Here is a 17485-nt window from a genome sequence, read left to right as displayed (position 1 = left end):
ACCCTGACCGCTTCTGGCAACATTACTCGCGAGTCATATAGGTGTCCGAGACAGCGGTGGGGATGACAATGGAGTTCTCTCGAGGGGCAGCAGCGGTGCTGGCGCAGGGTGAGGAGGGCGGCGGTACCGCGCTCAACGAGATCATCGGGTTGTCGGTGGCCGCGGCGGTGGTCACCGCGGTGCTGCTGTGGATCGGCTACCTGCACCGCAATCGCAAGATCACCTGGCTGACGTCGCTGGCCGACTGGTCGGGACGTCGCTTCAAGCGCCCGTCATGGGTGGCGCTGCCGATCGCGATGTTCATCTCGTCGATCATCTGCGCGCTGTTCGGGTTCATCTGGGACGTCAGCCTGCACATCGGCAACGGCCGCGACGACGGCGCCCTGGCAAACCCGGCGCACTACTTCATCCTGATCGGCCTGTTCGGGATCTTCGTCGCGGGCTGTACCGCGATGGTGCTGCCGTACGACAAGCCCGGTCCGTCCGCGGTGCGCATCACCGACGACTGGCACGCCCCGGTCGGCGGCATCGTGATGGCCGGGTGCGGGCTGTACGCATTGATGGGCTTCCCGCTCGACGACGTCTGGCACCGCATCTTCGGCCAGGACGTCACGCTCTGGGGACCGACCCACCTGATGATGATCGGCGGCGCGGGGTTCTCCACGCTGGCAGCGCTGTACCTGGAACACGAAGGGCGGCGGGCCCGGCCGGAGGACGCCCCGCGCGACGGAGTAGGGCTGAAATTCGTCCAGTACCTCGCGTTCGCCGGCGTGCTGATCGGGGCGTCGGTCTATCAGGTCGAGTTCGACTTCGGCGTGCCGCAGTTCCGCCAGGTCTTCCAGCCGATGCTGATCGCCGCGGCAGCGGCGTTGGCGCTGGTGGCCGCCCGGATATTCATGGGCCGCGGTGCGGCGCTGATCGCGGCGCTGCTGGCCGTCGGACTGCGCGGACTGGTCGCGCTGGCGGTGGCCCCGGTGCTCGACGCGCCGGTCAACTGGTTCCCGCTCTACCTCGGCGGCGCCGTCGTCGTCGAACTCCTGGCGCTGACGCCGCTTCTCAAACGTCCGATGGTGTTCGGCCTGGTGGCCGGTCTGGGCATCGCGACGGTGGGCCTGTGGCTGGAATCGCTGTGGGTCAACGCCGTGTACCCGCTGCCGTGGCCGTCGAGCATCTGGCCGGAGGCGCTGGCGATGTCGGTGCCGGTGGCTGTTCTCGTCGGTGCCTGCGGCGCCATGGTCGGCATGGTGCTGTGCGGTCAGCGCCTGCCACGCCGGGCGATCAGTGTGGGCCTGGTGGCCCTGACCGTCGTCGCCATCGGTGCGGCGACCGCCAACGGCCTGCGGTACGACATGCCGCAGAACGCGACCGCCCAGGTGACGCTGACCGAGGCGCCCGCCGTCGACGGTCAGCGCTACGTGACCGCCGACGTGCGGCTCACCCCCCCGGATGTCGTGGGCGAGGACCCGAACTGGGTGACCGTGCTGGGCTGGCAGGGCGGACTGCAGAATCAGCGCGGTCAGTTCGTCGACAACCTCGAGCAAGTCGGCCCCGGGCACTACGTGTCCACCGAGCCGATGCCGGTGTCGGGAACGTGGAAGACGCTGCTGCGCGTGCACGACGGCCGGACGCTGGCGGCGGTGCTGATCTTCCTCGCCGGCGATCCCGGTATCGGCGCCGAGGAGGTGCCCGCCGAAGCGCAGTTCACCCGGCCGTTCGTCTCGGAGATCACCATCCTGCAGCGGGAACGCAGCCCCGACATCCCGGAGTCGCTGTGGCTGATCGGATGCCTGATCGTGCTGGTCTGCACGCTGGCCATGGTCACGGGAGTGACCTGGGGCGGTGGCCGGATCAACAACAACGAGCCCAGCGGCAGTGACGCGGCACTGCAGCCCTCAGCGCAGTCATGACCGCCGGCCCCGACATCGAGATCCTGGCCAACCATCCGATCTGGATTGCGGTGCCGGCGTTCGCACCCGCAATCGTGGTCGCCGGGGTGGTCGTCTACATCGCAGTCAAGAACCGACAGAAGAGGACAACTCTGACCGTGACAGTGCGTGACCGAGCCCTCGTGATGACGGCCGCGGCCGTGGTGGGTCACCACCGCGGTGGACGCGCCGGCCACCCGCTGGGTGATCGCCGGGGTGGCGCTGGTGCTGACCGGCTGGGTGGCGATGGCGGCGTTCTTCAGCCCGGGCGGCGCCGAGAACCCGCTTCCCGGGGTGTTCTACGTGCTCCTCTGGGTGGGGCTGCCCGCGCTGTCGCTGCTGATCGGCCCGGTGTGGCGGGCGATTTCGCCGGTGCGTGCCGTCGCCCGGCTCATCGGTGGCCGCACGCTGGGAGGTGCCTACCCACCGGCCCTGGGGTACTGGCCCGCGACGGCCGGCCTGTTCGCGTTCGTCTGGCTCGAACTCGCCAGCCCGGACCCCGGGTCGGTGGGCGCGATCCGCACCTGGCTGCTGATCTATCTCGGGCTGACGCTGGCGGGGTCCCTGTGGTGCGGAGCCCGATGGAGTGCGCGAGCCGATCCGTTCGAGGTCTACAGCGTGGCCGCGTCGCGACTGTCGCCGCTGCGCCGCAACCGTGACGGCCGCATCGTCGTCGGAAACCCGTTCGACCATCTGCTGACGATGCCGGTGCGGCCCGGGACCGTGGCCGTGCTGTCGGTGCTGCTGGGTTCGACGGCGTTCGACAGTTTCTCGGCCATGCCCCAGTGGCGCGCGTTCGTCGACTCGGCCACCTCGTCGACGTTGACGGCGACGCTGGTTCGCACCGGTGGCCTGCTGCTGTTCGCCGGAGTCGTCGCCGCCACGTTCAGCCTCGCGGCGCGCTGCACCGGCGGGGTGGACGTGCAGCGGCGTCGCGAGCTTCCCGGTCTGATGGCGCACTCGCTCATCCCGATCGTGCTCGGCTACGTCTTCGCCCACTACCTGACCTATCTGGTGGAACGCGGCCAGCAGACGATCATCCGCTTGGCCGACCCCCTGGACCGGGGGTGGAACGTGCTGTGGCTGTCGCAGGCCGAGGTCAGCTACGTGCTGTCGATGCATCCGGCGGTGCTGGCCACCCTCAAGGTCGGGTTCGTGGTGGCCGGCCACATCGCAGGGGTCATCGCCGCGCACGACAGGGCGCTGGCGCTGCTCCCCGAGCGCCACCGGTTGACCGGGCAGTTGGCGATGATGCTGGTGATGGTGGGATACACATTCACCGGCTTGTATCTGTTGTTCGGCGGGTGACGCCCGGCGGTGACGGACGTAGCGTGGAAGACATGGCGAAGTCACGGAAAGCACTGATCATCGTCGACGTGCAGAAGGACTTCTGCGAGGGCGGCTCCCTTGCGGTCAGCGGCGGCGGCGCGGTCGCACGCGGCATCAACGACCTGCTCACCGGCAACCCCGGTTACGACCACGTGGTGGCCACCCAGGACTTCCACATCGACCCAGGAGACCATTTCTCCGAAACCCCGGACTTCGTCTCCTCCTGGCCACGGCACTGCGTGGTCGGCACCCCCGGGGTGGAGTTCCATCCCGATCTCGACCTCAGCCCGGTGGAGGCGGTGTTCCGGAAGGGCCGGTACTCGGCGGCCTACAGCGGTTTCGAGGGTGCCGACGACGACAACACCGCGCTGGCCGACTGGCTGAGGCGCCGTGACGTCGACGCCGTCGACGTGACGGGCATCGCCACCGACCACTGCGTCAAAGCCACCGCCGCCGACGCGGTCGCCGCTGGGTTCACCACCCGGGTGCTGCTGGACCTGACCGCAGGGGTGTCGCCGGAGACCACCGCGCAGGCCGTCGACGTCCTGGACTCCGCAGGAGTCGAGATCGTCGGCCGACCAGCGGGGTGACAGTGCCCACACCGCTGTCGACCCGAGTTTGCAAAGTAGGGTAAACGGGCAGTTCAGCGGGTGCAGAGGAACTCTGCACCCCCGCTGCACACGGCTCGCCCGGCAATCCCGGCCGGCCGGCACACCGTATCGTCGCCTTGATCGTTCCCCCGTCAGCCAGAAGAAGAGTCTCCCCTTGACCCAAGTCTCGAATCCCAACGCCGTCCCCCAGGAGATATGGCGCGGCAAGGCCTACCCGCTCGGGGCGACCTACGACGGTTCCGGCACCAACTTCGCGTTGTTCAGCGAGGTCGCCGAGCGCGTCGAGCTGTGCCTTTTCGACGCGGACGGAGTCGAGACCAGGATGACCCTGCCCGAGGTGGACGCGTTCGTCTGGCACGGTTTCCTGCCCAACATCGAACCCGGCCAGCGTTACGGGTACCGAGTGCACGGTCCCTACGATCCCGAGTCCGGCCACCGGTGCAACCCGAACAAGCTCCTGCTCGATCCCTACGCGAAGGCGATCGACGGCAACTTCGACTGGAACCAGTCGCTGTTCGGCTACAACTTCGGCGACCCTGACAGCCGCAACGATGACGACTCCGCGGCCAGCATGCCGAAGTCGGTGGTGATCAACCCGTACTTCGACTGGGGGGTGGACCGCCCGCCGAAACACGAATACGCCGACACCGTCATCTACGAGTCCCACGTCAAAGGGCTCACCGAGACCCATCCCGACATCCCCGAGCAGATGCGCGGCACCTACGCCGCCGTCGCGCACCCGGCGATCATCGAGCACCTTCAGTCGCTCGGCATCACCGCGATCGAGCTGATGCCCGTGCACCACTTCGCCAACGACTCCACCCTGATCGACAAGGGACTGTCGAACTACTGGGGCTACAACACCATCGGGTTCTTCGCGCCGGACCCCAAGTACAGCAGCAGCGGCACCCCCGGCGGTCAGGTGCAGGAGTTCAAGGCGATGGTGCGCAGCCTGCACGAGGCGGGAATCGAGGTGATCCTCGACGTGGTCTACAACCACACCGCAGAGGGCAACCACCTGGGCCCGACGCTGTCGATGCGCGGTATCGACAACGCCGCCTACTACCGGCTGGTCGAAGACGACAACCGCTACTACATGGACTACACCGGCACCGGGAACAGCCTCAACGTCGGCCATCCGCACTCGTTGCAGCTGATCATGGACTCGCTGCGGTACTGGGTGACCGAGATGCACGTCGACGGTTTCCGTTTCGATCTTGCCTCGACGCTGGCCAGGGAGTTCTACGACGTGGACAAGCTGTCGACGTTCTTCGAACTCGTGCAGCAGGATCCCACGGTGAGCCAGGTCAAGTTGATCGCCGAGCCGTGGGACGTCGGCCCCGGCGGCTATCAGGTCGGCAACTTCCCGCCGCAGTGGACGGAGTGGAACGGCAAGTACCGCGACACCGTTCGGGACTTCTGGCGCGGCGAACCCGCCACCCTGGACGAATTCGCGTACCGGTTGACGGGTTCGGCGGATCTCTACGAGAACACCGCGCGCCGCCCGGTGGCGTCGATCAACTTCGTCATCGCCCATGACGGGTTCACGCTGCGGGACCTGGTGTCCTACAACGAGAAGCACAACGAGGCCAACGGCGAGGACAACAACGACGGCGAGAGCCACAACCGGTCGTGGAACTGCGGTGTCGAGGGGCCTACTGAAGACACCGCGATCCTCGAATTGCGGTCGCGCCAGGAACGCAACTTCCTCACCACGCTGCTGTTGTCACAAGGCGTCCCGATGATCTGCCACGGCGACGAGCTGGGCCGCACCCAGGGCGGCAACAACAACGGCTACTGCCAGGACAACGAGGTCACCTGGATCGACTGGGTCAACGCGGACAGCGACCTGCTCGAGTTCACCCGCTCGGTGTCGGCACTGCGCGCCGCGCACCCGGTGTTCCGGCGGCGCCGCTTCTTCAGCGGCAAGCCCGTGGGCCGGCGTGGCCAGGCGGGCCTGCCGGACATCGCCTGGTTCACCCCCGACGGTACGGAGATGACCGGCGAGGACTGGGGGTCGGGCTTCGCGAAGTCGGTGGCGGTGTACCTCAACGGTCACGGCATCCCGGACCCGGATACCCGCGGACAGCGGATCATTGACGACTCGTTCGTGCTGTGCTTCAACGCGCACTACGAGCCGATCGTGTTCAAGTTACCGCCGAAGAAGTTCGCGAAGGCATGGGAAGTCGTCGTCGACACCGCGGCCGCTCCCGACGCCGAACCCGGACCGGTCGGCAAGACGGTGTCTGTCGAGGCCAGAGCGGTGTTGGTGCTGCGCGCCGCGCAGGACTGAACGAGGCTTCTTAAGGCGGACCCGACGACCTGTGAAACCTGTTGCGCGCCATGCCGCTTAGTGGGCGAGTTCAGCAGTTTCACCGAAGTGGTGTGTTAGCTTGAAGATGCTGTTGCAACCGTGGCCGGGCGGGCTGGGTGTAGGAGCCGACGAGCGGCGGCGTCCTACCCGGCGGCCACGGTTGCCAGCCTGCACGGCCCGCCGTGGTTGCCGGCCTGCACGGCCCGCCGTGGTGTCCCACACTGGAGGCCATGTTCTCCGTAGCTGACAAATCAGTCGTCGTCACCGGTGGCAGCAAGGGAATCGGCCTGGGAATCGCATCGGTGTTCGCCTCGGCGGATGCGCACGTGGCGATCGCGGCGCGCTCACGCGCCGACCTCGATGCCGCTGTCGCAGAACTCGACGAGCTCGGCACCGGCCGGGTGATCGGTGTCGAGACCGACGTGTCCGATCCTGACTCCTGCACTGCGATGGCGGCGGCGGTGGTGGACGCGTTCGGCGGGATCGACGTTCTGTGTGCCAACGCCGGCATCTTCCCCGAGGCCCCGTTGAAGACGATGACACCCGCTCAGCTGTCGGAGGTTCTCGACGTCAACGTGAAGGGCAACGTGTACAGCGTGCAGGCGTGTCTGGACGCGCTGATCGCCTCCGGTCGCGGCCGTATCGTGCTGACGTCGTCGATCACCGGCCCGATCACCGGATTCCCCGGCTGGACCCATTACGGCGCCTCCAAGGCGGCCCAACTGGGGTTCATGAGGACCGCCGCGATCGAGTTGGCGCCGCACAAGATCACCGTCAACGCCGTGCTGCCCGGCAACATCCTTACCGAGGGCCTGCAGGACATGGGCGAGGACTACCTGGCCGGGATGGCGAAGGCGATACCTGCAGGGGCACTGGGCACCCCGGCCGACATCGGTTACACGGCGGTGTTCCTGGCCAGCGACGAAGCCGGTTATCTCACCGGCCAGTCGATCGCGGTCGACGGCGGGCAGGTGCTGCCCGAGTCGCCGGACGCGGTCACGCCTTGAGGATGCGTTCGATCGACCGCATCGGGATGGGCAGCCAGGACGGCCGGAAGCGCGCCTCGTAGGCCGCCTCGTACACCGCCTTGTCCAGTTCGTAGGCGGCGAGCACCTGGCCTGAATCCCGCGGATCCGCCCCGGCCACCGCGGCGTAGCCGTCGCAGAACGCGGCACTGTTGCGCGCCACCCAGTCCCGTGCCCGGTCGTGGTCGACAGCCATGTCGGTCGGATTCTGGTGGGCTGCGTACTCGAAGGACCGCAGCACCCCGGCGACGTCGCGCAGCGCCGAATCCGGCCGTCGGCGTTCGTCGAGCGGCTGGCCCGGTTCGCCCTCGAAGTCGATCAGCAGCCACCGCTGCGGCGTGCGGAGCACCTGGCCCAGGTGCAGGTCGCCGTGCACCCGCTGGACCGGGATCGTCTCGTCGGCGAGCTTGCGGTAGCGCTCTTCGATCAGCGGCACGTGGTCCTGCAGCGCGGGCGCCGCCAACGCCGCGGAGCGCAGCCGCTGCAGCGACGTCTCGACGGGGAAAGGCGTCGAGGACGTGCCCAGCTGCTCGGCGAGCGTCGCGTGCACCGACGCGACGGCTTCGCCGAGCGCCCGGGACTCGACGGCGAAGTCGGCCGCCTCCCGGTCTGCGTACAGGCTGCGGGTGCTGGCCGTGGCCATGTCCCAGCCCTCGGTGCTGTTCGCCGCGAACTCGGTCACCATGCCGAGGGCACACGGTGCGGATCCGGTTGCATCCCAGGATGTCTCGTACGACCCGAGCAACCGCGCGACATGCGGGTTGCCCGCCCGGGCCAGCACCCGGTTCAGCTCGATGTCGGGGTTGATCCCGGGAGTGATCCGGCGGAACAGCTTGAGCACCGCCTGGTCTCCGAAGATGACGCTGGTGTTGCTCTGCTCGGCCCCCGACACCCGCGGCGCCGCGTCCAGCGGCAGCGTGGCATCGGGTTCCTTGCCGAAGCGCAGATCCGCCACCCCGGCCGACGAGTCGATCAGCGCCAACAGTCGGTGCGCGGCTTCGGGGTCGTAGAGCGCGTCGTAACCGGTGCGACCGCCGTCCGGACCCGAATCCATTCCGATGGTGGCGACCTCCCGGTACCTGTCGGCGGGAGCACTGTCCCACCGCACCAGCACCTGATAGCGCTCGGCGTAGCCGTCGGTGTATGTGGCGTCGAGGAGCACAAGCTCGAGGTCGTCACCCAGAGGGGCGACCGTCGCCGGTCGGGCCGACGCCAGTTCCCGGCTGCGGCCGGCATACCAGCGCTGATGCCGCATCCAATCGCCGAACGGCAGTGTCATTTCCGATGTCATCTCCGGTCCTATCCGATCTCCCACCTGCATGTCGGCAGGGCGTGCTGAGCGGGCGCGCGGGGCACATCGATTAGTTGTCCATCAGTCCTCCAACCTACCCAGGACGGCGGGGGATGAATCACCCGAGCGCACGCGCTATCGTGCCGACGTGACCTCCGGCGGTGCGACACGCGATCATGGCGACCCGGGAGATGCGCCGACCGTGCCTCCCCCGCTGACCGATCCGGTCAACACGATCCGGCCGTCGGCGGCCGAGGAGGCCCGCACCATCGCCGCCTCGACGAACATCGGCACGCTGGCGTCGTTGACCGCGGACGGTGATCCGTGGGCGTCGTTCGTCACCTTCGGGCTGCTCGGCGGCGCCCCGGTGCTGTGTGTGTCCAACCTCGCCGAGCACGGCCGCAACCTGGCCGGGGACCCGCGGGCCAGCATCGCGATCGTTGCTCCCGGCACCCAGTCCGACCCGCTGGCCACCGGCCGGATCACGCTGGCCGGCCATGTCACCGAGCCAGAGGGCGACGAACGTGCCGCCGCGCGGGAGGCGCACCTGGCTGCCGTGGACGCCGCCAAGTACTACATCGACTACACCGACTTCTCGCTGTGGGTGTTGCGGGTGGCCCGGGTGCGGTGGGTCGGCGGCTACGGCCGCATGGACTCGACCAGCGGCCGGGATTACGCCGATGCCCGACCCGACCCGGTGACACCGCTGTCGGCCGGCGCCGTGACCCACCTCAACGACGATCATGCCGACGCGCTCGCCGCGATGGCCCGCACACTCGGCGGGTATCCCGACACCACCGCCGCGGTGTGCACCGGGCTGGACCGCTACGGCCTCGATCTTCGGCTGACCACCGACCGGGGATTGGCCTACACCCGCATCGGATACGCCGAACCGATCGACTCCATGGACGAATTACGAGCGGCAACAGTTGAATTGACACACCGGGCACGCCAAGGCTGAGCCGCCCGCCACCGTGCAATACGATCGCGGGTATGGCTGAGCAGCAGCGTCCGGAGACCTGGCAGGCGGCATTCGACCTGATCCGCACCCGGGGCCACGAACGCCGCGACGAGCCGTTCCGACTGGTCAGCGGCCAGCTCAGCCACGACTACATCGACGGCAAGTACGCCGTCGACACCGGCGAGCGGCTCACCATCGTGTCCAGGGCGGTCGCGGATCTGGCCGCGCTCAACGGTATCGAGTTCGACGCGGTCGGCGGTCTGACGATGGGCGCCGACCCGCTGGCGCACGGGGTGGCCATGGTCACCGGCAAGGCGTGGTTCTCGGTGCGCAAGGAGCAGAAAAGCCGCGGACGTGAGCAGTGGATCGAAGGCACCCGGCTGCAACCCGGCACCAGGGTGTTGCTTGTCGACGATGTCATCAGCACCGGCGGCTCCACCGAGATCGCGCTGGAGCGGGTGACGGCGCTGGGTGCGGTGCCCACCGGGGTGATCCCGATGGTCGACCGGGGTGACGTCGCCGCCGGGCGCTTCGCGAGGCACGGTGTCCCGTTCTTCGCGCTGGTCAGCTACCGGGACCTGGGGATCGAGCCCGTCGCCGACGTGTGAATTCACCGGGCGACCACCAGGACACCGCCCGGCTCGAGGCCGACGGTCACCGGCTCCCCCGCGGCGAACCTGCGCGCCGCGGAGCTGGCCATCTGGGCGTTGATCAGCGAACCGTCGGCCATCAACACGCTCACCCGGGAGATCGCGCCCAGGAAGGACACCGCGCTGACCGTCGACGTGCCGGCACGATCGGCGGTGACGGTGACCGTCTCCGGGCGCACCATGGCCAGCCCGGCCCCGGAGGGGACCGAACCCGCCAGCGCGGGCACCGAGACGCCCAGCAGGTGCGCGCGACCGCCGGAAACCCGCGCCGGCACTTTGTTGTTCAGTCCCACGAAGTCCGCGACGAACGGCGTCGCGGGGTTGGCGTAGAGGTCGGCCGGTGGGGCGATCTGCTCGAGCCTGCCGTGGCTCATCACGCCGACCCGGTCGGCCACTGCCAAAGCCTCCTCCTGGTCGTGGGTGACGAACAGCGTGGTCGTGCCCACCTCGAGCTGGACCCGGCGGATCTCCTCGCGCAGCTGTGTCCGGACCTTGGCGTCCAGGGCCGACAGCGGCTCATCGAGCAGCAGGACCCGCGGCTGGATCGCCAGCGCCCGGGCCAGCGCGACCCGCTGCTGCTGGCCGCCGGAGAGTTCGGCGGCGTACTTGCCGGCGTGGGCGGCCAGGCCCACCAGATCCAGCATGTCGGAGGCCCGGGCGAGCCTGTCCCGCTTGGCTTTTCCGCGCATCTTCAGGCCGAAGGCCACGTTGTCGAGCACGGTCAGGTGCGGGAACAGGCTGTAGGCCTGGAACACCATCCCCATGTCCCGCTTGTTGGCGGGCACCCTGCCCAGGTCGGTGCCGCCGACCGACACCGTGCCCGACGTCGCGTCGTCCAGGCCGGCGAGGATTCTCAGCGCGGTGGTCTTGCCACAGCCCGAGGGCCCCAGCAGCACCACCAGCTCCCCTGGCTCGATGTGCAACGTCAGACCGTCGAGGGCTCTAGTGCTGCCGTACACCCGGGTGAGGTCGGTCAGCGCGACGGCCACCCCGCCGCTGTGGCGGCTCATCCGGTTGCTCCCGGGATCGCGTCGCGGCGTCTGCGCCGGCCACGGGTGACCAGCGACAGGATGAGCAGCAGCACGAACCCGAACAGCAGGGTGGCCAGGGAGGCCGCGACCGACGTCGGGCCGTCGCTCTTTCCGATCAGCACGATCTGGACCTGCAGGGTCTCGTATCCGCTGAGCGACGCGATGGTGTACTCGCCGAGGACCACCGCGATGGAGATGAAGGCGGCGGACAGGATTCCCGGCCAGATGTTGGGCACCACCACTCGAAGGACTGTCGACATCCATCCCGCGCCAAGGGACCTGGCGGCCTCCGACAGAGTCTGGAGGTCGATCGCCGAGAGTGCCGCGTCGAGCGCGCGATAGGCGAACGGCAGCACCACGATCACGTAGACGAACGTCAACGTCAGCGTCGATTCGCCGAGCAGGTAGGTCACCCACAGGTAGACGTTGCGCAATCCGACGACGATCACCAGCGCCGGGATCGTCAACGGCAGCAGGCAGCAGAACTCGAGCACCCCACTCATCCACCGGGCCCGCAACCGCACCCAGATCATCGTCGGCACCAACAGCGCCAGCATCGCCGCCACGGTGAACACCGCGAGCAGCAGCGACACCACGATGGCCTGGTAGAGAGCGTCGTCGGTGACCAGGTTCGCCCACGCCTGCCAGGTCCGTCCGTCCCCGAGAAGGTTGCGGGTGGAGAAGTCGGCCATCGCGTACAGCGGGAAACCGAAGAACAGCCCGAAGACCACCCACAGCCCGCCCCGCGCGGCCGTTTTCATGACAGCCACCGCGCGCTGCGGCGGACCAGGACGTTGTAGGCGCCCATCACCAGCGCCACCACCACGATCATCTCCAGCGCCAGCGCGTACGCGAAGCCCTCCTGCCCCAGCACCACTTCGCTGACCAGCGAGGCGCGGATCAACAGCGGCACGATCGGGCTGCCCTGGCTCACCAGCGCGGCGGCGGTCGCGTAGGCGGCAAATGCGTTGGCGAACAACAACAACGCCGACCCGAGGAAGGCCGGCGTCAACAGCGGGATCGCCACCTCCCGCCAGTACGCCCACGTCGAGGCTCCGAGGCTGACCGCGGCCTCGCGCCACTGGCCGCGCAGCCCTTCCAGCGCCGGGATGAACACGATGACCATCAGCGGGATCTGGAAGTACGTGTAGACCAGGATCAGCCCGCCCAGACCGTACAGCCAGCCGGAACCCGCCAGGTTCCATCCGAAGACCTGTTGCACCCACAGTGTCAGCACACCGTTGAGTCCCACAGTCGCCAGGAACGCGAAAGCCAGTGCCACACCGCCGAACTGGGCAAGCACGCTGCACAGCGAGAGCACCGCGCGGCGCACCATGGACGTGGTGGGGCTGTTGACGATCAGCCACGCCAGCACGGCGCCGAGCAACGCGCCCAGCAGGGCGGTCGCACCGGAGAGCAGCACGCTGTCGCCCAGCGCCGCCAGTGCGGTGCCGCTGAACAGCGCCGCGATGCGCTCCAGCGAGAACACTCCGTCGGCGTACACCGAGCCCACGACGACGGTGACCGTCGGGATGACCAGGAAGATGACGACGACGGTCAGGAACGGCAGCAGCGGCAGCAGCTCCCGGATCCGGCGTGCGACGCCTCGGCCGGCAGGCATCTCAGCCCACTGCAGCGGCCCAGTTGTCCGCCAGATACTTCGCGGCCGCCTCGGTCTGCGCGGGCGTCGGCACGGTCACCGGCCCGTCGACGACGGGCATCGAGGCTGCGAGCTTATCGTCGAGGATGCCGTCGGCGATCATGTTGTCGGCCCGCACCGGCCGCACTCCGCCCTGGGCGAACAGGTTCTGGCCCTCGTCGCTGTAGAGGAACTCCTGCCACAGCCTGGCCGCGGCGGGATGCGGTGCGTCCTTGTTGATCGCCTGGTAGTAATAGCCGGCGACCGGGTTGTCCGCAGGCACGATGATCTGCCAGGTGGGCAGGCTCTTGGTCTGGGCGGCGTTGGTGTAGTTCCAGTCGATGACCACCGGTGTCTGGCCGGACTCGATGGTGGCCGGCGTCGGGTCGACCGGCAGGAAGTTGCCTGCCTGCTTCAGCTTGCGGAAGAACTCGACGCCGGGGGCGATGTCCTCGACGGAGCCGCCCTGCGACAGCGCGACCATCAGAACGCCGGAGAATGCGGCACCGGCCTGCGTCGGGTCGCCGTTGAGTGCCACCATGCCCCGATACTCCGGCTTGAGCAGATCGTCCACACCGGTCACCGCAGGCACCTTCGCAGAGTCGAACCCGATCGAGATGTAGCCCCCGTAGTCGTTGACCCAGGCGCCCTCGGAATCCTTGAACGCGGCCGGGATGTCGTCGAACGTCGCGACCTTGTACGGCGCGAACATCGAGGTGTTCGCGAGCGCCACCGCCTGACCGAGATCAAACACGTCGGGGGCGGTGCTGCGGCCCTTCTGCTGGTTGGCGGCGTTGATCTCGTCCTGGCTGGACGCGTCCGGCTGCGCGGAATTGACCTTGATTCCGTACTTGTCCGAGAAAGCCGCGATGATCGCGCCGTAGTTGGCCCAGTCCGGGGGCAGTGCGATCACGTTGAGCTCGCCCTCGGCCTGCGCCGCTTCGACGAGTCCCTCCATGCCGCCGAAGTCCTGCGCTGAGGTGGCCTCACCGGCCTTTACCCCGGACGCCGTCTCGGCACCCGAGTTGTCGCTCTCGGGAGGTGCACAGCCGACCGCGCCGGAGACCAGTACCGCTGATGCCGCGACGGCGAGAGCTCTGGTGGTGACGCCGGACAGCAACCGTGCGGTGATCCGCGAGAAGTTCATTGCCGAACCTTCCGATGAGCAGGAGGCTGCACAGTGGCTCGGCGGTTACCGCAGCGCGACTGCACAGTGAACGGATACACCGGGCCGTGGGAACCATACCCTGGAGTGATGCCGGATTCTGATGCCGCGGCGGCATTCGCAGCCGCTCCCGTCGCCGTGTTGGGCACCACCGGCGCCGGGGCCGCGCCGCACCTGGTGCCGGTGGTCTTCGCGCTGCCCGAAGGTCGCCATGACCTGCTGTACACGGCCATCGACGCGAAACCGAAGTCCACCCAGCGGCTGCGCCGCCTGGTCAACATCGAGGCCAACCCCACGGTGAGCCTGCTGGTCGATCACTACGACGACGACTGGTCCCGGCTGTGGTGGGTGCGCGCCGACGGCACCGCCACCATCCATCACCGCGGCGAACAGATGGCGACCGGCTACGCGTTGCTGCGGGCCAAGTACCACCAGTATCAGCGGGTCGAACTCGACGGCCCGGTCGTCACCGTGCAGATCACCCGGTGGTCGTCCTGGCGGGCCTCGCCGGCCTCACCGTTGCCGGAGCTCTGAAACTCGGCGCCGCCCGGCGGAGACTCAGCGCCGCTCGGCGATCTCCGCCTCGAGTTGTTCCTCATAGGCGCCCTCGTCCCTGCCCAGGGCGATGGTGCCGGCGGCCATCGCCACGGTGGCGAACGCGATCGCGACGGCGTCCCACCGTCCGACGTCGAGGTGTTCCCCGAGGACCACCGCGCCGAGGAGCACCGCGATCACGGGCTCGAGCACCAGCATCGTCGGCACCGAGGTCTGCAGCGACCCGGCGTGGAACGCCGACTGCTGCACCAGCACGCCCAGCACTCCCAGCAGCACCAGCAGGTAGGGGACCGGCGTCGTCAGCACCGCGGCCGGCCCCTGGTGGGTCAGCACGTGCATGACGAGCTTGGTGAGCACCGCCACGACCCCGAACAGCACGCCGACCGCGACCGCGAGCAGCACCGCCCGCCGCCAGCCGACGGTTCGCACTGCCACGATCACGCACGCAGACACCGCCGCGGTGCACACCACGGCGACCACCGCGGACGTGGTCAGCGACGCTTCGTAGTCACCGGGGCGGGCCTTGGCCAGCACCACGAACACCGCGAGCGCGAGCGTCAGCAGCGTTGCCCATCCCCACTCGGCGCGGGTGACCCGCCGGTGCGCCAGCCGGGCGCTGAGCGGCAGCGCGAACAACAACGCCGACGTGAGAATCGGCTGGACAAGCAGCAGCGACCCGTTGGCCAGCGCGAGCGCCTGGAACACGAACCCGGTGATCGCCGCCCCGGTACCCGCCCACCACAGCGGCCGGCGCAGCAGTGTCTGGAACATCACCGGGCTCACCCCGTGCTCGGCCGGCACGTCCAGGGTGGCCCGCTGGCGCACCACGATGCCGATCGCCAGGAACACGGCGGCAAGCAGCGCGAGCAGCACGGTCAGACCATGGCCGATGACTGGGCCTCCCACGGGTGTCAGGCTCCCTTCAGCTCCCGGTCCCTGGACAAGGACAGCACACTTCGCCGCGCACCGCCCAGCCCGGCCGGGGCACACGATTCGATCGATCTTGTTTCAGCGTCCGGGAACTGGGCATTACCCCGGGCATGAATTTGCGACGAGTGGTCATGATCGCCGGTGTGGCGTTGTTGTTGGTCGGCGTCATCGCGTTGTTGATGCCCGTCTCGGTCTCCGGACCCGACGCCAGCATCGGCTGCGGCAACGGGATCGCGGCGGACATGTCGCAGGCCCGCGACGCTGACAGCGGCAACCTGGCCAACCTTCCTGTGCTCAATGAGATCGTGCCGCACACCGACTACGTCGCCGAGTGCGAGTCGGCGCTGTCCTCGCGTCGGTCCTGGGCGATCCCGGTCGCGGTCGTCGGCCTGGTGGTGCTGGCCGGGTCCTTCTTCGTCGGTGGGCGAAGCGGTCGGGTTTCAACCTGAGGATCTGAGCCTGAGAATCTAACTCGCCTCGTCGACAATCCGCAGGTGCGGCCGGGACGGGGGCTCCGGCGGCCCGAGCTTGTCGTTGACGGTGGCCACCGCTGAGTCGACGCGGTCGACGGCGCGCTCGCACATCCCGCGCACCCGGTCCCCGGCGGCGTCGACGTCGTCGGCCGCGCTGCGCAGGTAGCCGCGCAGGTTGATCCGGAGCCTCTCACCTGCGACGCGCAGCCGGCGCCGCACCCGGTCGTCGACCTCGACGGTGACGTAGGGCAACACTTGGACCTTCATCGGTGAGCTCCCTGCCTTCCGTCGGTCGGTCATCTGGGGTCCAGCCTAACGGTGCCCGCCCCCTGCCCCCACCTGCGTGGGCGGTGACCGCGGCGGTCAGTGAGCCCGAGTTCATCAGCAGGAACAGCGGGTACCCGAGCACGACGAACGAAACGGCGCCGCCGATCAGCAGGGGTCGGCGCCCGATCCGGTCGGAGAGCGCCGCCAGCGGCAGTATCAGGACCAGTGCCACCAGACTGGCCAGGGTGACCGACAGGAACGCGTCGGTCTTGGAGAAGTTCAGCGTGCTGATGAAGTAGTTGGGCAGGAACGTGAAGACCACGTAATAGCCGATGTTGAACACGATCATCATGCCGATCACCTGCAGGATCTGCCGCCACGTGGTCGGCAGTGCCTCCCGCAGCGGGGTGTCGGCGGTCTGATCGGTGTTGCGCAGCTCGGTGAACTGCGGGGTGTCGGCCAGGCGTAACCGGATGTAGAGGCCGACGAGGCCCAAGGGCCCGGCGATCAGGAACGGGATGCGCCAGCCGTAGCTCTCCATCGCCGCGGCGGGCAGCAGCGCCTGCAGCAGCGTCACCGTCACCGAACCCATCAGGAAGCCGAGCACCCCGGACCACACCATGCAGGTGACGGTCACCCCGCGGCGTGCATCGGTGGCGTACTCGGCCAGATAGACGGCGCCGCCGCCGTACTCTCCGCCGGCGGAGAAGCCCTACAGGCAGCGCAGCACCAACAGCAGCAGTGGGGCGGCGACGCCGATGACGTCGTAGGTCGGAAGCAGCCCGATGCACAGAGTGGCAGCCGACATCAGCAGGATCACCAGCGCCAGCACTCGCTGGCGGCCGATGCGGTCGCCGAGTGGGCCAAAGAACAACCCGCCGAGCGGACGCATGAAGAACGCGGCGGCGAAGATCGCGAATGTGTTGAGCAGTGCCGCGGTGTCGTTGCCGGCCGGGAAGAACCGGGCGGCGATGAAGGTCGCCAGGAAACCGTAGATCGCGAAGTCGAACCACTCGACCGCGTTGCCTATGGACGCTCCGGTGATCGCCCGGCGGATGTCGGACTGCATTCGATTCTCCCGAAATTAAGCGGGGCGCTGAGTATTTCGCTTATCGCACAGTCGCGACCAGCTGCCCTGAGCAAGATAGCGCGGCGCCGGGAACGGGTGATGTCTAGTCGGAGATTTTCTTCAGCGTCAGCTTGGCCGCCTTCGCCGCGGTGGCCGCGTCCCGGCCGGCCTGCTTGGCGGCCTCGTAGGCGTCCCGCGCGGCGGTCAGCGCCTGCTCGGCGTCGGCCAGTCTGCGCTGCGCATCCTGGTG

General features: G+C 68.5%; 15 protein-coding genes and 2 pseudogenes. 9 read left to right on the top strand and 8 right to left on the bottom strand.

Going from position 1 to position 17485, the window contains the following annotated elements; all coding sequences use genetic code 11:
* The first annotated feature begins 68 nt into the window (after positions 1–68).
* The 5 genes and pseudogenes from WA944_RS10655 to fabG all read left to right on the top strand — a co-directional run bounded on the left by WA944_RS10655 (position 69) and on the right by fabG (position 7186).
* Complete coding sequence (locus WA944_RS10655; RefSeq protein WP_526646887.1) at positions 69–1907, top strand: hypothetical protein; 1839 nt, start codon at positions 69–71, stop codon at positions 1905–1907.
* A gap of 168 nt (positions 1908–2075) precedes the next feature.
* A pseudogene (locus WA944_RS10650) lies at positions 2076–3233 on the top strand (hypothetical protein); the annotation flags it as partial.
* Between the two features lie 32 nt (positions 3234–3265).
* Positions 3266–3844, top strand: coding sequence for an isochorismatase family protein (locus WA944_RS10645; RefSeq protein ID WP_526373481.1), 579 nt, complete (start codon positions 3266–3268; stop codon positions 3842–3844).
* Positions 3845–4019: 175 nt separating this feature from the next.
* Positions 4020–6158 carry a glycogen debranching protein GlgX gene (glgX, locus tag WA944_RS10640; protein ID WP_526373483.1) on the top strand — a complete coding sequence of 713 codons (2139 nt, stop codon included), beginning with the start codon at positions 4020–4022 and terminating at the stop codon, positions 6156–6158.
* A gap of 251 nt (positions 6159–6409) precedes the next feature.
* Positions 6410–7186, top strand: coding sequence for a 3-oxoacyl-ACP reductase FabG (gene fabG, locus WA944_RS10635; protein WP_526373485.1), 777 nt, complete (start codon positions 6410–6412; stop codon positions 7184–7186).
* On the opposite strand, the gene WA944_RS10630 is transcribed toward fabG, so the two are convergent.
* Complete coding sequence (locus WA944_RS10630) at positions 7176–8483, bottom strand: maltokinase N-terminal cap-like domain-containing protein (RefSeq protein ID WP_526373497.1); 1308 nt, start codon at positions 8481–8483, stop codon at positions 7176–7178. The genes fabG and WA944_RS10630 overlap by 11 nt on opposite strands.
* A gap of 160 nt (positions 8484–8643) precedes the next feature.
* On the opposite strand from WA944_RS10630, the gene WA944_RS10625 reads away from it, so the two are divergent.
* Positions 8644–9456 carry a HugZ family pyridoxamine 5'-phosphate oxidase gene (locus WA944_RS10625; protein ID WP_526373487.1) on the top strand — a complete coding sequence of 271 codons (813 nt, stop codon included), beginning with the start codon at positions 8644–8646 and terminating at the stop codon, positions 9454–9456.
* A gap of 32 nt (positions 9457–9488) precedes the next feature.
* Complete coding sequence (locus WA944_RS10620) at positions 9489–10064, top strand: orotate phosphoribosyltransferase (protein ID WP_526373489.1); 576 nt, start codon at positions 9489–9491, stop codon at positions 10062–10064.
* A 2-nt stretch (positions 10065–10066) separates the two neighbouring features.
* On the opposite strand, the gene WA944_RS10615 is transcribed toward WA944_RS10620, so the two are convergent.
* The 4 genes from WA944_RS10615 to WA944_RS10600 are packed head-to-tail and all read right to left on the bottom strand — an operon-like array spanning position 10067 to position 13923.
* Positions 10067–11116 (bottom strand): ABC transporter ATP-binding protein, encoded by a 1050-nt coding sequence (locus WA944_RS10615; RefSeq protein WP_526373491.1) that lies wholly within the window; start codon positions 11114–11116, stop codon positions 10067–10069.
* On the bottom strand, positions 11113–11898 hold the full coding sequence (locus WA944_RS10610; protein ID WP_526611111.1) for an ABC transporter permease: 786 nt from the start codon (positions 11896–11898) through the stop codon (positions 11113–11115). Before WA944_RS10610 ends, WA944_RS10615 begins: the two co-directional genes overlap by 4 nt.
* The gene (locus WA944_RS10605; RefSeq protein WP_526375364.1) at positions 11895–12758 is read right to left on the bottom strand and encodes an ABC transporter permease; all 864 of its coding nucleotides are present in this window, start codon (positions 12756–12758) and stop codon (positions 11895–11897) included. Before WA944_RS10605 ends, WA944_RS10610 begins: the two co-directional genes overlap by 4 nt.
* A 1-nt stretch (position 12759) precedes the next feature.
* Positions 12760–13923: an ABC transporter substrate-binding protein gene (locus WA944_RS10600; RefSeq protein ID WP_526375366.1), complete on the bottom strand. Its 1164-nt coding sequence runs from the start codon at positions 13921–13923 to the stop codon at positions 12760–12762.
* Positions 13924–14031: 108 nt separating this feature from the next.
* Between WA944_RS10600 and WA944_RS10595 the strand changes: the two genes are divergently transcribed.
* A complete protein-coding gene (locus tag WA944_RS10595) occupies positions 14032–14475 on the top strand; it encodes a TIGR03668 family PPOX class F420-dependent oxidoreductase (RefSeq protein ID WP_526375368.1) in 444 nt (147 codons plus the stop codon).
* A gap of 24 nt (positions 14476–14499) precedes the next feature.
* On the opposite strand, the gene WA944_RS10590 is transcribed toward WA944_RS10595, so the two are convergent.
* Complete coding sequence (locus tag WA944_RS10590; RefSeq protein WP_526375370.1) at positions 14500–15402, bottom strand: DMT family transporter; 903 nt, start codon at positions 15400–15402, stop codon at positions 14500–14502.
* Positions 15403–15536: 134 nt separating this feature from the next.
* On the opposite strand from WA944_RS10590, the gene WA944_RS10585 reads away from it, so the two are divergent.
* Positions 15537–15875, top strand: a complete 339-nt coding sequence (locus tag WA944_RS10585) for an aminopeptidase (protein ID WP_526375372.1) — start codon at positions 15537–15539, stop codon at positions 15873–15875.
* A gap of 18 nt (positions 15876–15893) precedes the next feature.
* Here the strand turns inward: WA944_RS10585 and WA944_RS10580 are convergent, their stop codons facing one another.
* Both WA944_RS10580 and WA944_RS10575 read right to left on the bottom strand, forming a co-directional pair.
* Positions 15894–16166 carry a hypothetical protein gene (locus WA944_RS10580; RefSeq protein ID WP_526611108.1) on the bottom strand — a complete coding sequence of 91 codons (273 nt, stop codon included), beginning with the start codon at positions 16164–16166 and terminating at the stop codon, positions 15894–15896.
* Between the two features lie 76 nt (positions 16167–16242).
* A pseudogene (locus tag WA944_RS10575) lies at positions 16243–17235 on the bottom strand (MFS transporter); the annotation flags it as partial.
* Positions 17236–17485: the final 250 nt, after the last annotated feature.

This window comes from Mycobacterium sp., assembly GCF_049683355.1.
GTDB lineage: Bacteria > Actinomycetota > Actinomycetes > Mycobacteriales > Mycobacteriaceae > Mycobacterium.
Note: the sequence above shows the minus strand (reverse complement) of the source record. Positions and strands in the feature narration are given on the sequence as shown.

Coding starts and splice junctions, on each gene's coding strand:
- WA944_RS10655 (WP_526646887.1), top strand. CDS start 69: ATGGAGTTCTCTCGAGGGGCAGCAGCGGTGCTGGCGCAGGGTGAGGAG.
- WA944_RS10645 (WP_526373481.1), top strand. CDS start 3,266: ATGGCGAAGTCACGGAAAGCACTGATCATCGTCGACGTGCAGAAGGAC.
- fabG (WP_526373485.1), top strand. CDS start 6,410: ATGTTCTCCGTAGCTGACAAATCAGTCGTCGTCACCGGTGGCAGCAAG.
- WA944_RS10630 (WP_526373497.1), bottom strand. CDS start 8,483: ATGACACTGCCGTTCGGCGATTGGATGCGGCATCAGCGCTGGTATGCC.
- WA944_RS10620 (WP_526373489.1), top strand. CDS start 9,489: ATGGCTGAGCAGCAGCGTCCGGAGACCTGGCAGGCGGCATTCGACCTG.
- WA944_RS10615 (WP_526373491.1), bottom strand. CDS start 11,116: ATGAGCCGCCACAGCGGCGGGGTGGCCGTCGCGCTGACCGACCTCACC.
- WA944_RS10610 (WP_526611111.1), bottom strand. CDS start 11,898: ATGAAAACGGCCGCGCGGGGCGGGCTGTGGGTGGTCTTCGGGCTGTTC.
- WA944_RS10605 (WP_526375364.1), bottom strand. CDS start 12,758: ATGCCTGCCGGCCGAGGCGTCGCACGCCGGATCCGGGAGCTGCTGCCG.
- WA944_RS10600 (WP_526375366.1), bottom strand. CDS start 13,923: ATGAACTTCTCGCGGATCACCGCACGGTTGCTGTCCGGCGTCACCACC.
- WA944_RS10595 (WP_526375368.1), top strand. CDS start 14,032: ATGCCGGATTCTGATGCCGCGGCGGCATTCGCAGCCGCTCCCGTCGCC.
- WA944_RS10585 (WP_526375372.1), top strand. CDS start 15,537: ATGAATTTGCGACGAGTGGTCATGATCGCCGGTGTGGCGTTGTTGTTG.
- WA944_RS10580 (WP_526611108.1), bottom strand. CDS start 16,166: ATGAAGGTCCAAGTGTTGCCCTACGTCACCGTCGAGGTCGACGACCGG.